Annotated in this window: 19 protein-coding genes and 1 pseudogene; 11 read left to right on the top strand and 9 right to left on the bottom strand. The window is 58.4% G+C overall.

Annotation, left to right across the window (positions count from 1 at the left end):
* A pseudogene (locus DSM25558_RS21940) lies at positions 1-212 on the bottom strand (hypothetical protein); the annotation flags it as partial.
* 447 nt (positions 213-659) lie between these two features.
* Between DSM25558_RS21940 and DSM25558_RS21945 the strand changes: the two are divergent.
* The 3 genes from DSM25558_RS21945 to DSM25558_RS21955 all read left to right on the top strand — a co-directional run bounded on the left by DSM25558_RS21945 (position 660) and on the right by DSM25558_RS21955 (position 2,942).
* The gene (locus tag DSM25558_RS21945) at positions 660-2,297 is read left to right on the top strand and encodes an alpha/beta hydrolase (protein ID WP_077106807.1); all 1,638 of its coding nucleotides are present in this window, start codon (positions 660-662) and stop codon (positions 2,295-2,297) included.
* A 106-nt stretch (positions 2,298-2,403) separates the two neighbouring features.
* Positions 2,404-2,631, top strand: coding sequence for a CopG family ribbon-helix-helix protein (locus DSM25558_RS21950; protein ID WP_083716616.1), 228 nt, complete (start codon positions 2,404-2,406; stop codon positions 2,629-2,631).
* A complete protein-coding gene (locus DSM25558_RS21955) occupies positions 2,628-2,942 on the top strand; it encodes a type II toxin-antitoxin system RelE/ParE family toxin (protein WP_077106809.1) in 315 nt (104 codons plus the stop codon). The genes DSM25558_RS21950 and DSM25558_RS21955 overlap by 4 nt, the downstream gene beginning before the upstream one ends.
* Before the next feature lie 6 nt (positions 2,943-2,948).
* Here DSM25558_RS21955 and DSM25558_RS21960 read toward each other — a convergent pair whose 3' ends face one another.
* On the bottom strand, positions 2,949-3,380 hold the full coding sequence (locus tag DSM25558_RS21960) for an Lrp/AsnC family transcriptional regulator (RefSeq protein ID WP_077106810.1): 432 nt from the start codon (positions 3,378-3,380) through the stop codon (positions 2,949-2,951).
* A gap of 122 nt (positions 3,381-3,502) precedes the next feature.
* On the opposite strand from DSM25558_RS21960, the gene DSM25558_RS21965 reads away from it, so the two are divergent.
* Positions 3,503-4,603, top strand: coding sequence for a saccharopine dehydrogenase family protein (locus DSM25558_RS21965; protein WP_077106811.1), 1,101 nt, complete (start codon positions 3,503-3,505; stop codon positions 4,601-4,603).
* 213 nt (positions 4,604-4,816) lie between these two features.
* On the opposite strand, the gene DSM25558_RS21970 is transcribed toward DSM25558_RS21965, so the two are convergent.
* Positions 4,817-6,277 carry a protein adenylyltransferase SelO gene (locus DSM25558_RS21970; RefSeq protein ID WP_077106868.1) on the bottom strand — a complete coding sequence of 487 codons (1,461 nt, stop codon included), beginning with the start codon at positions 6,275-6,277 and terminating at the stop codon, positions 4,817-4,819.
* A 479-nt stretch (positions 6,278-6,756) separates the two neighbouring features.
* Here DSM25558_RS21970 and DSM25558_RS21975 point away from each other — a divergent pair, with 479 nt between their 5' ends.
* From DSM25558_RS21975 to DSM25558_RS21985, 4 genes are all read left to right on the top strand, one after another.
* On the top strand, positions 6,757-7,098 hold the full coding sequence (locus DSM25558_RS21975; protein WP_159442516.1) for a hypothetical protein: 342 nt from the start codon (positions 6,757-6,759) through the stop codon (positions 7,096-7,098).
* A gap of 114 nt (positions 7,099-7,212) precedes the next feature.
* Positions 7,213-8,928 carry a GH32 C-terminal domain-containing protein gene (locus tag DSM25558_RS21980; RefSeq protein WP_077106813.1) on the top strand — a complete coding sequence of 572 codons (1,716 nt, stop codon included), beginning with the start codon at positions 7,213-7,215 and terminating at the stop codon, positions 8,926-8,928.
* 67 nt (positions 8,929-8,995) lie between these two features.
* On the top strand, positions 8,996-9,169 hold the full coding sequence (locus tag DSM25558_RS29065; RefSeq protein WP_200800788.1) for a hypothetical protein: 174 nt from the start codon (positions 8,996-8,998) through the stop codon (positions 9,167-9,169).
* A gap of 46 nt (positions 9,170-9,215) precedes the next feature.
* Positions 9,216-9,464, top strand: a complete 249-nt coding sequence (locus DSM25558_RS21985) for a hypothetical protein (RefSeq protein WP_077106814.1) — start codon at positions 9,216-9,218, stop codon at positions 9,462-9,464.
* A 53-nt stretch (positions 9,465-9,517) separates the two neighbouring features.
* Here DSM25558_RS21985 and DSM25558_RS21990 read toward each other — a convergent pair whose 3' ends face one another.
* The 3 genes from DSM25558_RS21990 to DSM25558_RS22000 are packed head-to-tail and all read right to left on the bottom strand — an operon-like array spanning position 9,518 to position 12,925.
* Positions 9,518-9,718: a heavy-metal-associated domain-containing protein gene (locus DSM25558_RS21990; protein WP_077106815.1), complete on the bottom strand. Its 201-nt coding sequence runs from the start codon at positions 9,716-9,718 to the stop codon at positions 9,518-9,520.
* Positions 9,719-9,755: 37 nt separating this feature from the next.
* On the bottom strand, positions 9,756-10,166 hold the full coding sequence (cueR, locus tag DSM25558_RS21995) for a Cu(I)-responsive transcriptional regulator (RefSeq protein WP_077106816.1): 411 nt from the start codon (positions 10,164-10,166) through the stop codon (positions 9,756-9,758).
* Positions 10,163-12,925: a heavy metal translocating P-type ATPase gene (locus DSM25558_RS22000; protein WP_077106817.1), complete on the bottom strand. Its 2,763-nt coding sequence runs from the start codon at positions 12,923-12,925 to the stop codon at positions 10,163-10,165. Before DSM25558_RS22000 ends, cueR begins: the two co-directional genes overlap by 4 nt.
* 139 nt (positions 12,926-13,064) lie before the next feature.
* On the opposite strand from DSM25558_RS22000, the gene DSM25558_RS22005 reads away from it, so the two are divergent.
* Complete coding sequence (locus DSM25558_RS22005; RefSeq protein WP_077106818.1) at positions 13,065-13,340, top strand: type II toxin-antitoxin system RelB/DinJ family antitoxin; 276 nt, start codon at positions 13,065-13,067, stop codon at positions 13,338-13,340.
* Entirely contained in the window at positions 13,337-13,672 is a 336-nt protein-coding gene (locus tag DSM25558_RS22010) for a type II toxin-antitoxin system YafQ family toxin (protein WP_077106819.1), read from the top strand. Before DSM25558_RS22005 ends, DSM25558_RS22010 begins: the two co-directional genes overlap by 4 nt.
* 14 nt (positions 13,673-13,686) lie before the next feature.
* Here DSM25558_RS22010 and blaOXA read toward each other — a convergent pair whose 3' ends face one another.
* Together blaOXA and DSM25558_RS22025 are read right to left on the bottom strand one after the other, a co-directional pair.
* Positions 13,687-14,505: a class D beta-lactamase gene (gene blaOXA, locus DSM25558_RS22015; RefSeq protein WP_077106820.1), complete on the bottom strand. Its 819-nt coding sequence runs from the start codon at positions 14,503-14,505 to the stop codon at positions 13,687-13,689.
* Positions 14,506-14,750: 245 nt separating this feature from the next.
* Positions 14,751-15,227 (bottom strand): YcgN family cysteine cluster protein, encoded by a 477-nt coding sequence (locus DSM25558_RS22025; protein WP_077106821.1) that lies wholly within the window; start codon positions 15,225-15,227, stop codon positions 14,751-14,753.
* A gap of 185 nt (positions 15,228-15,412) precedes the next feature.
* Between DSM25558_RS22025 and DSM25558_RS22030 the strand changes: the two genes are divergently transcribed.
* The gene (locus tag DSM25558_RS22030) at positions 15,413-17,584 is read left to right on the top strand and encodes a transglycosylase domain-containing protein (RefSeq protein WP_077106822.1); all 2,172 of its coding nucleotides are present in this window, start codon (positions 15,413-15,415) and stop codon (positions 17,582-17,584) included.
* A gap of 319 nt (positions 17,585-17,903) precedes the next feature.
* On the opposite strand, the gene DSM25558_RS27905 is transcribed toward DSM25558_RS22030, so the two are convergent.
* Positions 17,904-18,676, bottom strand: a protein-coding gene (locus DSM25558_RS27905; protein ID WP_371480390.1) for an IS5 family transposase whose coding sequence is annotated in 2 segments (ribosomal slippage) — positions 17,904-18,340 and positions 18,340-18,676 — 774 coding nt in all. Because the reading frame shifts where the segments join, the coding sequence is not laid out codon by codon here.
* Between the last annotated feature and the right edge of the window lie 117 nt (positions 18,677-18,793).

The raw sequence follows: 18,793 nt of genomic DNA on the forward strand, positions 1-18,793 counted from the left end.
TCCCCCTCCAGCGCCGCCCCCGCCCCTTCTCGCAATTGGCGAAAGAACCGAAACTGCTCCCGCATTTCAGCAGTCATCTCATTCATCAACCGCCACAACTCGTCACTCGTCTTGTCCGGCAGCGCGGATTTCAACTCCAGCACTGCGGGATTAACATGCGTTTGCGGCCACTGGCGGTAAAGCGAGAGGTCTTGGTCTATTATGGATGTCATGGTTTGCCTGTTGGTGAGAACGTCAAATGTTGGCGCAAGAGCCCCCCCCTCTGCCTTTCCAGGCATCTCCCCCTCAAGGGAGGAGATCAGCGAGAGGCGCACTCACCGCTTCATAAGCAACGTTCAAGATGGCCGAGAGATCACCGCGATCGATCTCCCCACCTGAGGGGGAGATGTCCGGCAGGACAGAGGGGGGTAAGCCCCACCCGCAACCCAAAAATGTGAAAGAAAACGCACCCGCTTCCGCGGCAACACGCCCGCCACCCACACTTCTCCGACTATACCCAAACACTACCAAACAACCGTAACGCCGTCAAGGATTAAATTCCTATTTATCCCAAAATTTATTCCGCAATCTTCCTTCCACGCACATCACCACCATACTACAGTGAGTTTCCGAACAATCGTGAAGGAAGCAAAATCTTGAGATGGATCAGGCGTTTGGTCATGCCGCTTTCCAGCACGGGCATCGTCGTTGGCACGGTGCTGCTCTGCGCCTCGCTCACGCCATCGCTGCTGCCGCGCACCTTTGTCATGCAGGGTGTTTTGTGCGGATTTTCCTTTGCCATTGGTTATCTCATCGGCGTATTCTTGAAGGATATCGCCATCTATCTCGGCCTGCCGCAGCCCTCGCGACATGACAAACGCGGCGTTCTCTTCGTCGTCTCGCTCGCCGCCATCGTCGCGGCGGTCGGGTTTCTGTGGCAGGCGGCAACATGGCAGAACTCCATTCGCGCATTGATGGAACTGGAGCCGCTGGATAGCGCCCACCGCGTCAAAACCGGTGCCATCGCCATCGGCGTATCCGCGCTCCTCATCGGTTTCGGACGCCTGTTTCAAATCGTCCGACGGCTGTTTGCCCTGCGCAGCCGCCGGTTTTTGCCGCGCCCGCTGGCCAATGTCGTCGGCATTGCCGCCGCCGCCGTCATCGCCGTTCTGTTGCTCAACGGGCTGGTGGTGGATGTCGGCCTGCGGTTTATGGATAGCTCGCTGAAACAGGTGGACAGCCTCATCGAGCCCGATGTGCCGCGCCCCTCCGACCCCATGAAAACCGGCAGTGAGGCCTCGCTCATGTCGTGGGAATCGCTCGGTCGCCGGGGTCGCGAATTCATCGCCACAGGCCCGCACAGTGCAGAGATTTCCGCCTTCACCAACCGCCCGGCCATGGAGCCTATCCGCGTTTACGCCGGTCTGAATGCCGGTGCCACACCGGCGGAGCGCGCCAAACTGGCGCTGGAAGAACTCAAGCGCACCGGCGGCTTCGAGCGTGAAACCCTTGTCGTCGTCGCTCCAACCGGCACGGGCTGGATCGATCCGGAAGCCATTGATACGCTTGAATATTTGCACAATGGCGATGTCGCCACCGTCGCCGTACAATATTCCTACCTCTCCAGCTGGATCGCGCTTCTTACGGAGCCCGATTACGGCGTGGAAACCGCCCGTGCCCTGTTCGAAGCCATCTATGGCTACTGGACAACGCTGCCCAAGGACACCCGCCCCAAGCTCTATTTGCACGGCCTCAGCCTCGGCGCGCTGAACAGCCAGAAATCCTCCGATCTCTACGATGTGCTGGCAGATCCCTTTCAGGGTGCGCTGTGGAGCGGCCCGCCCTTTTCCAGCCCCACATGGCGCATGGCAACATCAGGCCGCGCCTCCGGCTCACCCTACTGGCTGCCCAAATTCCGCGATTCCTCTGTCATCCGCTTCGCAGATCAATACACCAACGCCCATATGCCGGATAAGCCGTGGGGCCCGATGCGCATCGTTTATCTGCAATATGCCAGCGACCCCATCACGTTCTTCGAAACCGCCGCCCTCTACCGCCGCCCTGAATGGATGAAGCAACCCCGCGGCCGCGACGTGTCCACTTCCTTCCGCTGGTTCCCGGTCGTCACCGAACTGCAACTGCTCCTAGACGTCGCCGCCGCCACCACCGCCCCCATGGGCTACGGTCACGTCTACGCGCCGGAACACTACATCGACGCCTGGCTGGAAGTGACCCAACCACAGGGCTGGAGCGCGCCGGACATTCAGCGATTGAAGATGTTTTTCAAGGCGAAACGGGGCAGTACCGACCCAGTGTGACCGCCCCATAAACCCTTTGACGCCGGCGGGAAAACATCTTATCTTTGTATTACAAATCGAGGAAAAATCGATGTCAGATCAAAGAAACCTATCGCACCCCATCACCATGCGCCTGCCGCAGGATATTCTTGCTGAAATCGAGCAGATCGCAGCAGCTTGCGACAAGACTCGAAGCTGGGTTTTTGTCCGTGCGTTGAAAACATATCTCGCTGCGGAAGGCCGAGAAATCATCGAGATCGCCCAAGCCCGCCAGCAGATTGAAAACGGCGAAAGCTTCGATCTGGATGACGTCCTTGCCGAAGTTGATGATATCGTAAAGGGCGCTGCGGCGTGAAGCTTGTCGTCTCTCCGCTGGCGCGGGATTACATCAGATCGGAAGCGGCCTATCTGCGAAAACGCAGCCCGCAGGCAGCTACTCACTTCCGCGATGACCTTGCGAGGTTGCGGCAAAATCTGGCGCAATTTCCGCGTATTGGCCACGAGACCGAAGAGCTTCCTCTCCCCGGTGTGCGCCGCGTGGTCATGGGTGCTTATCTGGTGGATTATGAGATTCGCCCAGACGAAATCATCATCCTGAAGGTTCGACACGGGCAGCAAACACCACCATCCATCGATATCGAAGATGACTTCGACTACGAGGAGTAGCCCACCTCACCGCGAAATCCGCGTCGACAATATCACCGAAGACAGCGTCCGCTCCACCCCATCCAGCGCGCCAATCCCGTCGATCAACCGGTCCAAATCAGCAATCGAAGGGGCCGTCAAAATAGCGATGAGGTCAAAGCTGCCGCTGACGGAGTGCAACGTCGTCACCTCCTTAATGGCCGCCAGTGCAGCCGTCACACCGGCCAGCGCCTTGGGCGCGATGGTAATCAGCACATGCGCCCGCACCAGCCCGGAAAGATAGGCATCCGACAATTTGATGCCGTAACCCGCGATCACCCCGTCCGCTTCCAGCCGCTCGATGCGCGCCTGCACCGTGGTGCGGGAAAGGCCAAGCTTGCGCGCCAGTTCCGCCACTGGCATGCGGGCATTGTCCGCCATCAACGAGAGCAACGACCGGTCCTTTTCACTCATCGGCATTGTGCAAAATCCTTTCGGCAATATGCACAATAATAAGCGCCATTTCGCGCAATGTGAAGCTACGAATCGTCTATAAAATGCGGCATCCTATTACCTCAAAAGCATGTCTCAAGGGGAACACAATGAAACACATCGTCATCATCGGCGCGGGCAATATCGGCTCCGCTATCGCATGGATGCTCGCCGTGACAGGCTATTACCGCGTCACGGTCGCAGACCGCTCCGCAGACCAACTCGCCAACGTTCCCAGCCATGAGCGGGTCGATACCGAGATCCTCGATATAACCGATCGCATCGGCCTGCAGGCACTGCTAAAGGACAAATTCGCCGTCCTCTCCGCCGCCCCCTTCCACCTTACCGCTGGCATTGCCGAAGCTGCAGTCGCCGTCGGCACGCATTATCTCGACCTCACCGAAGACGTCGAATCCACCCGCAAGGTCAAGAAGCTGGCAGAGACGTCCGAGAGCGCGCTCATCCCGCAATGCGGCCTAGCGCCCGGCTTCATCTCCATTGTCGCTGCCGATCTCGCCTCCCGTTTCGACAAGCTGGATAGCGTGCGCATGCGCGTCGGCGCGCTGCCGCAGTACCCCTCCAACGCCTTGAATTATAACCTCACCTGGAGCACGGATGGGCTCATCAACGAATATATCGAGCCCTGCGAAGCCATCGTCGAGGGACGCCTCACCGCCGTGCCTGCACTGGAGGAACGAGAGGAATTTTCGCTCGATGGCATGACCTACGAGGCCTTCAACACATCAGGCGGCCTCGGTACGCTGGCCGCCACGCTGGAAGGCAAGGTGCGCACCATGAACTACCGCACCATCCGCTATCCCGGCCACGTTTCCATCATGAAGGCACTGCTCAACGACCTCAACCTGCGCAACCGCCGTGATGTGCTGAAAGACCTGTTCGAAAACGCCCTGCCCGCCACCATGCAGGATGTCGTCATCGTTTTCGTCACTGTCTGCGGCACCAAGGCTGGCCGCTTCATGCAGGAAACCTACGCCCACAAAGTCTACGCTGGCCCCGTCTCCGGCCGCATGATGAGCGCCATCCAGATCACCACCGCCGCCGGGATTACCACGGTTCTGGATTTGCTCAGCCAAGGCAAATTGCCGCATAAAGGCTTTGTGAAACAGGAGGATATCGGCTTGGCGGATTTCCTGGCCAACCGGTTCGGGCAGTATTATGCGCCTCGGGAGGGCTTGGCGAAGGTGGGGTAGAGTTATTGCAGGTTGTGCGCGGGGCTCACCCCCCTCTGCCTTGCCAGGCATCTCCCCCTCAAGGGGGGAGATCGGCTAGACGCTCTTACACTGCGCAATCTCAACCTAAGAGAAGATCGAAAGCTAACCACGAGTCGATCTCCCCACCTGAGGGGGAGATGTCCGGCAGGACAGAGGGGGGTAAGCCACACCCGCCTCCGCCCAACGTCATCCTCACGTCCCACAAAACGTCCGAAACACCCGCTCATGCCCCATCGGCGCTTGCATATAAACCGCAAACTCCGGCACCTCATCAAACGGCCGGGCCGTTGCCCGAACCATCGCATGAAACGGCTCGAAATCACCATCCTCCACCGCAGCCGCAATCAACTCCTCAATACGGTGATTGCGCGGAATGACCGCCGGGTTCACCGCCCGCATCGCCTGCGCCCGGCCGCTTTCCGTCGCGCTCTCGCGCCATGTCCGCTGACGCCAGCGGGCCAGCCATTCGTCCGCACCCGCAAGATCGGTGAACATGCCGCGAAACGCCTCGGGGCTGCCGTCTGCCGCATCGCAAAGCCTGCGGAACGTCAGCGTAAAATCCACCTCGTTTCGCTGCATCAAACCCAGCAGATCCTGCACCAACTGCTCGTCAGCATCGTCCTGCGTCGTCAGCCCCAGCTTCTGCCGCATGCCGGAAAGCCAGCGTTTGGGGAAATCGCTGGCAAACTCTGCCAGCACGGAATTGGCCAGTTCCACCGCCTTGTCGGCATCGTCATCCAGTAGCGGCAGCAGGCATTCCGCCAGCCGTGCAATGTTCCACTGGGCAATGCCGGGCTGGCTGTTATAGGCATAGCGCCCCTGCGCATCGATGGAGGAGAATACCTTGTTAGGATTATATTCATCCATAAAGGCACAGGGCCCGAAATCGATGGTCTCGCCTGATATAGCGACATTGTCCGTATTCATCACGCCATGGATGAACCCCACCATCAACCAGCGACAAACCAGCGCGCGCTGCCGCTCCGCAATGGCTTGCAGCAAGGCGAAATAAGGCTTCTCGGCCTGCTTTGCCTCAGGATAATGCCGCTCGATCACATAATCAGCCAGCACTTTTATCGCATCATTGTCCTCACGCGCCGCAAAAAACTGAAATGTGCCGACGCGAATATGGCTGGCCGCCACTCGCGTTACCACACCTCCGGGCAGACCGGTTTCCCGCTGTACTCGCTCCCCCGTCGCCACTGCCGCAAGCGCGCGGGTGGCGGGAATGCCGAGCGCATGCATGGCTTCCGACACGATATATTCCCGCAGCACCGGCCCAAGCGCCGCCCGCCCGTCACCCCGGCGTGAGAAGCGCGTGGGGCCGGAACCCTTCAGTTGAATATCCCGGCGTTTGCCATTGATATCAATCACTTCACCCAACAAAATGGCGCGGCCATCGCCCAGCTTCGGAACAAAGTTGCCGAACTGATGCCCCGCATAGGCCATCGCCAAAGGTTCCGCCCCCGGCGGCACGACATTGCCGGAAAAGATCGCCGCCAGACGCGCATCATCCGCGCCAGCAAGATCGAGCCCGAGCTCCGCAGCCAGCGGGCGGTTGAACGCAATCAACAACGGCGCGGCAACCGGCGTCGGCAAGGCAGCAGCCGTAAAATGCTCCGGCAGGCGCGCATAGGTATTGTCAAAATGGATCACGGGTTTTCTCCCTGTTTGCCCTTATATGGGCGGGTTTGCCGCGATATTCCAGCCGTGGAGGCGCAAGCCTTTGTTTCGAACCTGTCTCTTCAATTCGGCGGTACGTAGCTATCTCGAGCAGACAGCTTAATGACGTCCGATTTTATTCAATTCTCTGTAGCTAAGCCCTAAAATACAACCGAACCCACAAACAACGCCATGCTACTCGATATTTTTGTTTTACAACAATTTTTAGATAAATCTTAATAACGCTTTCCGTGCGAAATATCTTACTAAATTATTTATAATTGAAATTATCCGCCAATCGTAGCACCCTCGTAAAACCTGCCACATGAGGCGGGTGGGTGATTCGGCTTGGGGACTTTCCAATGATGATGTCCGTCTTTAGGAGAACAATCGCTGCCTGTGCGGTTCTGCCACTGTTGCAAACCGCTATTTTTGCGGCGGAAAGTGCTGAAAAGACTACGGAAACACACGTGCTTCATTATACCTCTGCTGAAGGCTCGCGGCTCATTGCCATCTCGTGGCTGCAAGCCCTTCAGCAACCGAAGGCCCGGAGTTTTCGGCCTGTTGGCCTTGCCCGTTATGGCTATAGGCCCATGGAGGGCTCGTCGCAGGATTTGACTGTGGGTTTTCCGGTTACGGGTGCCGCTCAACAGCAAATGGCGGGGCTGACCTGCTTTACGTGTCGAACGCCAGAGCGTGCGGTTTCCGCCACCCGGTCCCCTATTGAGAAGGACCCTAAGTCACTTAACTTCCACGGTCTTCTTGTGGATGTCAAAACCCAGTTCGCCTCTTTGGGCAAGGGCGCGTTCTAGACATATCTGACGCGCCAAGCCGCAGACATCTCGGCTTACTTTGAAGCAGTTGAACTTTAACCTGCCACTTTCGTTGCTATCCTGTCACCGCAATAGAGACGAAAGGATAGTGGAATGAACGATACCGCCTTGCCCGTAGAGATCGAAAGCGCCATTCGCACCATACAAACCGATCTTCCGGTCAATGCCACGTTCCACATCTGGCTGAAGGCAAAAAAGGAAGACGAGCCGGGTTCGGTGTCCTTTTCCAACCACAACGGCAAGTTCGGTGAGGTCTCCACCACCAATCTCGATGAATATAATTTCCGCATTTATCAGGTCTTCGGCGGCGGTCGCGTCGAGCTGAGCTATGATACCGTAACGACAGCCGTTTCAGTGATGTACTGGTTCATTGCATCGGACGTCCTGGAAACCGGCATAACCGTGGTCCACACGAAGCCGGATAATGCCGCCCCCGATCTGCCGGATAGTTACCACTTCCGCCCGCCCTTCGGCTGGATGAACGATCCTAATGGCTTTGGCCGTTTCGAAGGGCGTCCGCATCTGTTTTATCAGCATTATTCCCACGGCCTGCGCTGGAACACCATGCATTGGGGCCATGCGGTCTCCTCAGATTATCTGCGATGGCGGCACCTTCCGATCTTCCTTTTCCCCTCCGAAGACCTGACGACACGGCCGGACAAGCGCGGCGGTGCCTATTCCGGCTCTACCATTCCGCTGGTGGAAGGCACCGGCATCCGCGTGTTCTTTACCGAGCAGGTGCAGGACCGCGTGCCTGAACAGCAGATCCAGCTGACCGCCACATCGTCCGATCTCATCATGGCTGGCCAGGCGGATGTCATTCTCGGCCACCGCCCGGATGGGCAAGGCCTGACGCCGGATTTCCGCGACCCTTACGTGGTTCGCGGCCCCGATGGCCTATGGAAAATGCTGCTGGGCAGCCAGAGCGATGGCGGCGGCGTCATTCTGCTTTATGAGACGCAGGACCCGACCGCAGCCTCCGGCTGGACCTATGTCGGCAAGTTGTGGGTGGAAACGCGCTACAAGACCACGGCTATCGAATGCCCCTGCCTGCTGCCGCTGGATGGCCCCGCCAATGCCCGCTCAACACGGTGGGTACTGACCTACGGCCTGATGCATTCGGAAGATGCAGCAACCGGCCGCAAGAACCTGACCATGGCCGATGTCGGCTGGTTCGATGGCAAGACCTTCGTCAAGGAATTCGGCCAGGAACTGGATTTCGGCACGGATAACTACGCCTTCCAGGCATTTCTGGATGGCGATACCATCGTCGGCATCGGCTGGCTGGCCAACTGGGCGGATGCCACGCCGGAAATCGATTTCCCCACCGCCATGACCCTGCCGCGCCGCATGCACTTCTCCCATGGCGCGCTTTTGACACCGCCCATCGGCGCTGCGGAAAGTCTTCGCCACCGCATTCTGGACCGCACCCGGCTGGCAGCCGGAGAGCGCGTCGATCTGTCCACCGGGGCCGTGGAACTGCTGTTCGAACTCACCAAACCCGGCCTTCCCTTCGAGCTGGAACTGGACCATCCCGGCGTCAAACTCGGCGTCGTCTGCGATGAAACGGGCCTGTGGATTCGCCACGAAGACGGTCGTGAAGGCCCCTCGCCGCGCTATATTTCCGAGGGTGCGCGCCCCTTCCGGCTGCGCATTTTCCTCGATTACGGCTCCATCGAAGTCTTTGCCGACCATGGCCGTTATGTCGGCACGAAGCGTATCGAAAGCTTCGAGCCGGTGCGTGCAGCCCATCTGAAAAGCATCGACGGAGCCATCGCACATGCCACGATCTGGGCGCTAAAACAGTAAGCGCTCAGGAACATTCCTGACCCCACACCGTTCTCTGGGTAACAGAAACTATCCAGAGGAGAGCTTCGTGACCAAGATTCAGGAAACCGATCCCATTCTATTTCCATCTGAAGCCAACGAGAACAAGGGCGAGAAAACCCGTGCCGGGCGCGGCATCATAATGGTCATTGCAGGCGTCGGCATCATGGCCTTCGTCGTCTACCTTGCAATGGTGGTGGTGATGACGACGCAGTCGGCGTAACGGCAAAAATCCGCTCTATTTCCCCCAACCCGATAGGAACATCACCATGGACCCGCGCAAGCCCCTCACAGAAAACGAAGATGCCCTAGATCAGGATATCGTAGACGTGGAAGTTGACGATCTTCCGGAAGATGGCGAACTCTCCCAGCAGATCGAGCAGGAACTGCGGGAAGAAGAAGCTGAAACCGACGACGACCCCTACCAGGAAAGCGACGACGCTTTGCCTGATGATATCGAAGAAAAGGTCTTGGACCGCAATCCGTCCCGCGAAGGCGGGAAGTTCGACGAGGTCTAATTATTGAGAAATTCTAATGGTTTTAAAGGGTGATCTTGGATCACCCTTTTTCTTTACTCCACCCGTTCCGGGCTGTACCCCACCTCCCGCATTGCCGCCTCAGCCGTTGCAGCATCGCCAGTAACCGTCACGCTGTGCGTAGACAGGTCAATGTCAACATCTGCGCCGGGCAGCACCTCCGCCAGCGCGCCGCGCACGGTTTTTTCGCAATGGCCGCAGGTCATGTCGGGTACGGTGAAGGTGGTGGTCGTCATGTTAATTTCCTCTTTATTTCAAATGGATTGCTTCGATTTATTTCTGTGCGACTGAAGCGTTGATACCTGCCAGATCATCCAAAATGGGGCAATCGGGCCGGTGGTCGCCGCCGCAGCAATGGGCGAGATGGGACAGCGTTTTGACCATGGCTTTCATCTCGGCGATCTTGCGTTCGAGATCATCGATATGGGCGAGCGCTATGTCTTTCACCGCCGAACTTTCTCGGGTCTTGTCCTGCCACAGTTTCAGCAGGGTTTCCGTCTCTTCCAGCGAAAAACCCAGCGTTCGGGAGCGCTTGATGAAGCGCAGATTGTGCACGTCCTGCTCGCCATAGGTCCGGTAATTGTTACCCGTGCGGGCTGCCGGCGTGATCAGGCCAATCTGTTCGTAATAACGGATCATCTTGGCCGATACGCCTGAGGCTTCCGATGCCTGGCCGATGTTCATGCCGATACCTTCGCTGTTTTCAATCTCAAAGCGTTGCCCAGCACGAAGACGGAGGAAAGCGCCATGGCCCCGGCCCCGACCATGGGTGACAGCATGATGCCGAAGGCCGGATAGAGCGCGCCTGCCGCGACTGGAATGAGCGCCACATTGTACCCGAAGGCCCAGAACAGGTTCTGACGGATATTGCGCATGGTGGCGCAGCTCATCTCGATAGCGTGGACCACGCCCATCAGATCGCCGCCCACCAGCACCACATCGGCACTTTCAATGGCGACATCCGTGCCGGTGCCGATGGCAATACCGATATCGGCTTCAGCCAGCGCCGGTGCATCATTGATGCCATCGCCGACGAAGGCCAGCGTCTTGCCGCCCTGCCGCAGATCATGGATCGCCTGCACCTTGCCCTCCGGCAGCACCTCGGCCACCACCTTCTCGATGCCCACTTGGCCTGCGATGGCCTTTGCAGTGCGGGCGTTATCCCCCGTCACCATCGCCACTTCGATGCCCATGGCTTTCAAGGCTTTGATGGCATGGACGCTGGATGGTTTCAGCGGGTCCGCCACCGCAATCACCGCCGCCAATTGGCCGTCGATGGCAGCATAAAGCGGCGTCTTGCCCTCATCGCCCAGCTTTTGTGCTGTGTCAGCGAAAGGTGCGACGGACAGACCAAGCTTTTCCATGAAACGGTCGGCGCCCACGTCCACTTTATGGCCATCCACTGTGGCGGAGATGCCGTAGCCGGTGATGCTTTCGAAGTTGGTGATTGTGGCGGCAAAGCCCCCCTTACCACCAAAAACAACAGGCTGCTCAGATATGGATAGCAAGTCCGCTTTTTGTGTTCTTCTCCCCGCCGGGGAGAAGGTCGCGGCAGGCGGATGAGGGGGCAAGCTCTCCGCATCTCTCAACCCTGGCCCCCTCATCCGGCCCTCCGGGCCACCTTCTCCCCGACGGGGAGAAGAAACAGGCGACACCCACTGAGTTTCAACCGCTACCGTATCAACCTCAGTGCGAACGGCAGGGTTAGCCCCTCCCCCTTGTGGGGAGGGGTTGGGGAGGGGTTCTTCCGCCCGCGCCGCTCGCACAATTGCCTCCGCAATCGGATGCTCTGACCTGCTCTCCACCGCCGCCACCAGCCTCAAAACCTCCCAGCGCTCAAACCCTTCCGCCACCAGCAAATCCGTCAGTTCCGGTCGGCCCTTCGTCACCGTCCCCGTCTTGTCCACCACCACGATCCCGGCAGACCGCAAAGCTTGCAAGGCCTCACCCTTGCGAAACAGCACACCCAGCTGCGCCGCCCGCCCCGTGCCGACCATGATCGATGTCGGCGTGGCGAGCCCCATGGCGCAGGGGCAGGCGATGATGAGGACGGCGACGGCATTGATCAGCGCAAAGGTGTAGGCAGGCTGCGGCCCGAACATCGCCCAGGCGATGAAGGTCAACACCGCGATGGCGATGACGACAGGCACGAACAACGCCGTCACACGGTCGACCAGCAGTTGGATCGGCAGTTTTGCCCCTTGCGCCTGCTCTACCAGCCGGATGATCTGCGCCAGCATCGTATCGGCCCCGACCTTGGTTGCGCGAAATTTCAGCGTGCCGTTCTTGTTGATGGTGCTGCCGGTAACATGCGTGCCCACCGTCTTTTCCACCGGCACCGGCTCGCCTGAAATCATCGATTCATCGATATAGGACGCACCCTCGACCACCTCGCCATCCACGGCCAGACGCTCGCCGGGGCGAATGATGATGAGGTCGCCCACCACCACCTCTTCCGGCGCGATATCCAGCGTCTGCCCGCCCCGCTCCACCCGTGCCGTCTTGGCCTGAAGGCTCGCCAGTTTGCGGATGGCATCGCCCGTTTTGCCGCTGGCGCGGGCCTCCAGCAACCGCCCGATGAGGATCAGCGTGACGATGACGGTCGCTGCCTCGTAATAGACATGCCGGGCATTGTCCGGCAGCAGGCCGGGCGCGAATGTCGTGACCAACGAATAGAGATAGGCAGCGCTCACCCCCATCGCGACAAGCGAATTCATCTCCGGCGCGCCATGCGCAAGTGCCGGAAAACCGCTCTTCAAGAAGCGCCATCCAGGCCCGAAAATCACCACCGTCGCCAGCGCGAAATAGACGTAATACAACGTCTGCGCTTCGATGACGCCCATCAGCCAGTGGTGCATGGGCGCATAAAGATGCCCGCCCATTTCCAGCACGAACAGCGGCGCGGTGAAGATGGCCGCCAGAATGACATCCCGCTTCAGCGCTGCCTCGTCGCCAGCGTGGTGGCTATGCTCATGCCCTTTGTGATCATGGCCAACGGCCGCCGGAGCGGTCAACGTGAACCCCGCAAGCCGAGCCGTTTCCACCAGCACCTCACGCTGCCGCGCGCCGCCAATATTTTCGATGGTGACGGCCCCGCTCTGAAGGTTGACGTCCACATTCACGGTTGTCGGGGCAGCCTCGAGCACAGCTTTCAGCCGCACGGCATCGTCCACACCCTTCAGGCTATGCGCGGCCAGCGTTATCGTCTGAGGCGCGACCTCGTAACCGATCTTCTTCACCGCCGCGACCAGCGTCTTTGCAGAAAACCCGTCAGCCGGTTCCACCGTCAACTTCTTCGTCGCAAAATTCACCGAACTCGCCGCCACCCCCGGCACCCTGCCCGCCGCCACCTCCACACGCCGCACACAGGACGCGCAGGTCATGCCTTCTACGGGCACGGAAATCGGCTCTGCCGGGATGATCGTCTTGACTGTCTCGTTCATGGGATTTCCCCTTTCGAGACCTCATGTAATGCTTCCCATGATGGGAAGGTCAAGGGAAATTACTGATATTGAACGCTAGACACCGCTTCTTGAAATTGATGCTCAATTGAGCTACATTGGAACGAAACGGAGTAAGATCATGACGGCAAATGCATATGTCAGAGCGCGTATCGATCAGGATTTGAAGGATGATGCCACGGCTGTTCTCGACAGCCTTGGGCTCACCGTCTCTGATGTCATGCGCATGATGCTGACCCGGATTGCCCGCGAAAAGGCACTCCCTATCGAGTTGACACGCCCCAGTGCGGAAACGTTGGCCGCAATAGAGGAAGCTCGTTCCATTGCTGCGCGCAAACGCAGTCGTTTCAATACCGCCGAAGAACTTTTTGACGCTCTCGATGGCAGCAAGCAGTGAAAGGTCAAAAAGGCGACGAGAGCAAAGCGGCGTCTAAGCGGACAGCCTTACCTCGCAGTAGCGACTTCACGAAGCAATTCCTGAAGGACTGGAAACGGCTAAATGTTTCAGGCCGTTACGATATGGTGAAACTCAAGGAGATCATGCTGCTCCTTATCGCCAACGATGCGTTACTGCCTGCGCAATTGCGAGATCACGAGTTGGCGGGAGAATGGCGAGATCATCGCGAATGCCATATCGGCGGCGATTTTCTATTGATCTACCACATCGAAGAGCAGGCAAATCTGATCATCTTTACGCGAGCCGGAACGCATTCCAAATTGTTCAGATAAGCCTTGATATCACCCTATCGATGCACGGAAAACCGTGGAATATCCCGTAAGAACTCATCGCGCACCACCTGCCCCATCGGTTTGTCCGAGGGCTTGTCGGCCACGCGGAAGCGGACGAAGACGATGTGTTGGCCTTCGCGTTCAGCCCAGCCCACGAACCAGCCGAAGGGGCGGTTGGGGTCTGGTTTGCCGTCGTCGCCCTTGAGGTTGCCGGTGCCCGTCGTGCCATGGGCGCTCCAGGCTTCGGCCCCGTCATAGACGGGAATGATGGCCTTGGTCTTGTTCTGCGCATCGCGGGAGAACGGCAGGTTGTTGGCCAGCAGGCGGCGCATGAAGCCGATCTGTTCCACCGGCGAAATTTCCAGCGAAGTCCCGACCCAGGCATCCGTCAAACCGTTATTATCCCCTGCACTTCCAGCTACATCGGCATTGCCGAAGCCGAGACGCTTGACATAGGCGGCGAATTTTTCCTGCCCCAGACGGCTGGTGATTTCGCGGGAGTACCAGCGAATGCTCTCCTTCTGCCAGGTCGTGGGGTCTACCTTCTTGCGCTCTTCCGGCTTGGCCTCCATGCCCTTCTGCCAGTCCCATGCGGGGTTGAATTCATCCAGCAAAATGCCGGAATCAAAACCGATCAGCGCCAACGGTACCTTGAAGGTGGAGCCAGGCGACACGCGACGGTCGCAGGTGCCCTGCTGGGTAATGACCGCGCCGGTTTCCACCGATGTCACGAACGTGCATTCATATGGCTGAGTGGCGGCATGAGCCCAGACGGGCGACAGGCTGAAAGCGGCTAGGCACAGAGCTTTAAGAACGGCGCAGCGGGGCAGCATGCATTTTCCTTGAATGTCTGCCTGTTATGGCAGCGGATGTCTGAGATTAGTAATGCTGTTTTAATAACGGGCAGATGGGGCAGGAATAGGACAGCACCGACTCCACCCTCATTCCTGTGCTTGTCACAGGAATCCAGTCGTCGCGCGTCTGCGCGGCGGAAGGACTCTTTTCAGCCCAAGGACTTGGGCTGGCTGGATTCCTGTGACAAGCACAGGAATGAGGGTGGAGTGGATACCCGATGATCTCACCGCTGCTGCGCTTCCGGCTGCTCCCCCACCGTCAAAGGCCAATCCACGACGTAATTCTCGAAGTCGTCAACCTCCACATTCAGTTCGTTCACCGTCCGGCCACGCCCGGAAATGCCGGCGATATGCACCGTCTCAGGATCACCCGAAACAAGGTGGTGCCACCAGTAAAGATCCTCGCCATCGCGCACCAGCGCATAGGCGCAGGTCGGCGGCAGCCAGCCGATTTCGTTGACGAGCTTGAGGTTGAGCTGGATGCAATCAGGCACAGTCGCGAACCGGTTGGGATAATCCGAGCACTGACAGCTCTCCCCATCCAACAACTGGCAGGCGACGGAGGTGAACACCACGTCGCCGGTGTCCCAATCCTCTAGCTTGTTGAGACAACACAGGCCGCAACCATCGCACAGGCTTTCCCATTCGGTGTTACTCATTTGCGCCAGCGATTTCGTTTTCCAGAATGGCGCGTCACTCATCGTTAACATTTCCGTTTCATTTTGGGGCGGCGGGCTGCAACGTGGCTTAACCCATTTGGTCATATCGCAATCCGTCAGATTATAAGATAATTCTTAAATCCGGCGGAGTAATGGTGAGGGAATGACCCGCGCAAGGTTGCTGCGTCAAGCATCCATTCGACATATCGAACAGGAATTCGTTTTACGTGCAGGAAGATAAGAACAAGAAACAGGCGCGCCGTAAACGCCATATTCTGCTGCGCATCGATTCATGGATCGATTCCGGCCTGTGGACATCTGCATCCCGCTTTTTCGATTTCTGGGAAGACGTCACCGTCGCATCCCGCAAGCTGCATGTGCGTGGCTGGAAGAAATTTCTCATCAACATCACCGATGATGCGCTGACGGTCGGCACCGCCGGCACCGTGCTGATGCTGGCACTGGCCCTGCCCGCCTTCGAGGAAACCAAGAAGGACTGGCGTTATCGCGGTGATTTCGCTGTCACATTTCTGGATCGCTACGGCAATACCATCGGCCATCGCGGCATCATTCACGAAGATTCCGTGCCGATCGACCAGATGCCGGATCATTTCATCAAGGCGGTTCTGGCCACCGAAGACCGTCGTTTCTTCGAGCATTTTGGCATCGATTTCATCGGCCTTGCCCGCGCCATGAGCGAGAATGCCCGCGCTGGCGGCGTCGTGCAGGGCGGCTCCACGCTGACGCAACAGCTGGCCAAGAACCTGTTTTTGACCAATGAGCGCTCGCTGGAACGCAAGATCAAGGAAGCCTTTTTGGCGCTGTGGCTCGAAGCCAACATGTCCAAGAAAGAGATTCTCAGCCTTTATCTCGACCGCGCCTATATGGGCGGCGGCACGTTTGGCGCGGCAGCTGCGGCACAATTTTACTTTGGCAAGAATCTGACGGATGTGACGCTGGCGGAATCCGCTATTCTGGCCGGCCTGTTCAAGGCACCGGCGAAATACGCGCCGCACGTCAACCTGCCCGCTGCGCGCGCGCGCGCCAACACCGTGCTATCAAACCTCGTGCAGGGCGGGTTGATGACCGAAGGACAGGTCGTCGGTGCCCGCCGCAATCCGGCAACCGTCATCGACCGCGAAGACGTGAAGGCACCGGATTATTTCCTCGACTGGGCCTTTGACGAGGTGCAGAAGCTGGCCAAGGAAGGCAAGATCAAGGACCATACGGTCGTCGTTCGCACCACCATCGATGCCGGCCTGCAACAGGCTGCAGAACAGGCCATGGAAGGCAGTCTTCGCGAGTTTGGCGAGGGCTACCGTGTCAAGCAGGGCGCGATGGTGACCATCGAAAATGGCGGCGGCATTCGCGCCATGGTCGGCGGGCGCGATTATGGCGAAAGCCAGTTCAACCGCGCAACCGCGGCCCTTCGCCAACCTGGCTCGTCCTTCAAGGTCTATACCTACTCCGCCGCCATGGAGAAAGGTTACAAGCCGGAAACGCTGATTTCCGACGCCCCCGTGACATGGCGCGGCTGGTCGCCGCAAAACTACGGCCGGTCCTATGCGGGCAAAGTGACGTTGCAGACCGCGCTTGCGAAATCCTACAATACCGTGCCGGTGCGCCTTGCCAAGGATGTGCTGGGCACGCAGATCATTGCCGATACGGCGAAAGCCATGGGCGTTGCCACGCCGCTGCGCACCGACAAGACCATTCCGCTCGGCACATCCGAAGTCACTGTGCTGGATCAGGCCACGGGTTATGCCGTGTTCCCGGCAGATGGCATGCAATCGCGCCGCCACGGCATCGAGCAGGTGCTGGATTACGAAGGCAAGGTTCTCTACGATTTCGACCGTGATGAGCCGCCAGCCCACCGTGTGCTGTCCGAAGAAGCCAATTCCAAGATGAACCGCATGCTGGTGACCATTCCCGTGGAGGGAACGGCGCGGCGCGGCGCATTGGACAATGGCATCGTGTCCGGCGGCAAGACCGGCACCTCACAATCCTACCGCGATGCCTGGTATGTGGGCTTCACCGGCAATTACACGACCGCTGTCTGGTTCGGCAACGACGACTTCACCTCCATGAACAACATGACCGGCGGTGCCCTGCCCGCGATGACGTTCAAGCGGCTGATGGACTATGCCCACCAGGGCATGGAACTGCGCCCCATTCCCGGCATCCAGAACCCGCTGCCCAAAGGCTCGCGCCCGCAACCAGCCCCCGGCGCAGTCGTGGCAGACGCCAACGCCCTGCCAGCCCTCACCCGCCCCCGCTCGCTCTCCACCGAAGCCACCCGCGTCATCCGCTCCATCGGCAAAAAGCTGAAGGAAGCCTCAGCGCCATCTTTGACGGTGCAGAAGGTTGCGGATGTTGGCAGTGATGGGGTGAAGCGGTAAATCTTGCCGTTACCCGTTTGCGGATTAACAATTTCCGGTTGCCGTTTTCTTGAAAGTTCATAATCTGTCGAACAGAAATTGGCGTGGATTTTCGCCTTAAAAACTTCGAGACTTATTTTTGAGTTTCTTTGTCACACTGCGTTTCATACCGGTTGTACGCGCTGGGCCACAGCACCGAGGATACCGAGAAGGCTGACTGCAAAAGCGATGTAGTTCAATTTCGAGGCTGAGTAAGTGGCTACCGCAGATGGGCCACGTATCAGGCGCACCGCATAATAAATAATGGTGTGAATGAAATAGAAAAGGCCGAGTGGACCAATTAGGACGCGGACTCATTATATGAAGCGATCCATATCCTTACCGCTGCAAGCTTGAGTGCTGCGAGGTAGTTTTCTGCGTGTCGATCGTATCGTGTGGCCAGGCCGCGCATCTGTTTGATGCGGTTGAAGAAACGCTCCACGAGATTGCGCTGGCGGTATACCCATCGGCTGAAGCTGAAGGTCTGTTTTCGATTGGCCTTTGCGGGGATATTCGCCCAACATTTTCGTTGCTTGACGAAGTTCCTTATAGCGTCTGTGTCGTAAGCCTTGTCGGCGAGTAGTGTTGCTCCAGGCTTCACGTCGCTCAGCAGCTTTTCGGCCATGGGTGCATCGGCGGCCTGACCGGCGGTAAGCACCAGTCGGATCGGTCGGCCATCGGCATCAACAAGCGCGTGGATTTTGGTTGTCAGGCCGCCACGCGAACGTCCCATGCAAGGATCGGCAGTGCCCCCTTTTTAGCGTTGGCACCATGCTGGTGAACGCGAACGCATGAGGAATCTATCATCACGATGTCTCCATCGTAACGCTTTGAAACCGCATCAAGAAGGCGGTCCCAGACGCCAGCCTTGCGCCAACGCGAGAACCGATTGTAAAGCGTCGTGCGCGGGCCATAGCGTTCCGGTACATCTCGCCAGGACGAACCTGTTCTGAAACGCCACAAGATGCCGTTGATCACTCGACGATCGTCAACGCGTTTAATTCCACGGCTGTTGTTCGGCAAAAGCGGCTCGATGACCGCCCATTCCTCGTCGCTTAATTCGTGACGGCGCATACCAATCTCCTTCCAAAGAGATTGAATCACACAACATCAACAAGATGAACCCCGTTTATGGGGACGCGGCCTAGCAGCGTACCAATTGCTTCTCCCCAATTTCCATCATTCGCGATT

It is taken from the genome of Agrobacterium sp. DSM 25558 (assembly GCF_900100825.1).
In the GTDB taxonomy this organism is placed as follows: domain Bacteria; phylum Pseudomonadota; class Alphaproteobacteria; order Rhizobiales; family Rhizobiaceae; genus Agrobacterium.

Bases quoted from the DNA above. Each gene is read 5' to 3' on its own strand.
- DSM25558_RS21945 (WP_077106807.1), top strand. From the start codon at position 660: ATGCCGCTTTCCAGCACGGGCATCGTCGTTGGCACGGTGCTGCTCTGC.
- DSM25558_RS21950 (WP_083716616.1), top strand. From the start codon at position 2,404: ATGCGCCTGCCGCAGGATATTCTTGCTGAAATCGAGCAGATCGCAGCA.
- DSM25558_RS21960 (WP_077106810.1), bottom strand. From the start codon at position 3,380: ATGCCGATGAGTGAAAAGGACCGGTCGTTGCTCTCGTTGATGGCGGAC.
- DSM25558_RS21965 (WP_077106811.1), top strand. From the start codon at position 3,503: ATGAAACACATCGTCATCATCGGCGCGGGCAATATCGGCTCCGCTATC.
- DSM25558_RS21980 (WP_077106813.1), top strand. From the start codon at position 7,213: ATGAACGATACCGCCTTGCCCGTAGAGATCGAAAGCGCCATTCGCACC.
- DSM25558_RS21985 (WP_077106814.1), top strand. From the start codon at position 9,216: ATGGACCCGCGCAAGCCCCTCACAGAAAACGAAGATGCCCTAGATCAG.
- DSM25558_RS21990 (WP_077106815.1), bottom strand. From the start codon at position 9,718: ATGACGACCACCACCTTCACCGTACCCGACATGACCTGCGGCCATTGC.
- cueR (WP_077106816.1), bottom strand. From the start codon at position 10,166: ATGAACATCGGCCAGGCATCGGAAGCCTCAGGCGTATCGGCCAAGATG.
- DSM25558_RS22000 (WP_077106817.1), bottom strand. From the start codon at position 12,925: ATGAACGAGACAGTCAAGACGATCATCCCGGCAGAGCCGATTTCCGTG.
- DSM25558_RS22005 (WP_077106818.1), top strand. From the start codon at position 13,065: ATGACGGCAAATGCATATGTCAGAGCGCGTATCGATCAGGATTTGAAG.
- blaOXA (WP_077106820.1), bottom strand. From the start codon at position 14,505: ATGCTGCCCCGCTGCGCCGTTCTTAAAGCTCTGTGCCTAGCCGCTTTC.
- DSM25558_RS22025 (WP_077106821.1), bottom strand. From the start codon at position 15,227: ATGAGTGACGCGCCATTCTGGAAAACGAAATCGCTGGCGCAAATGAGT.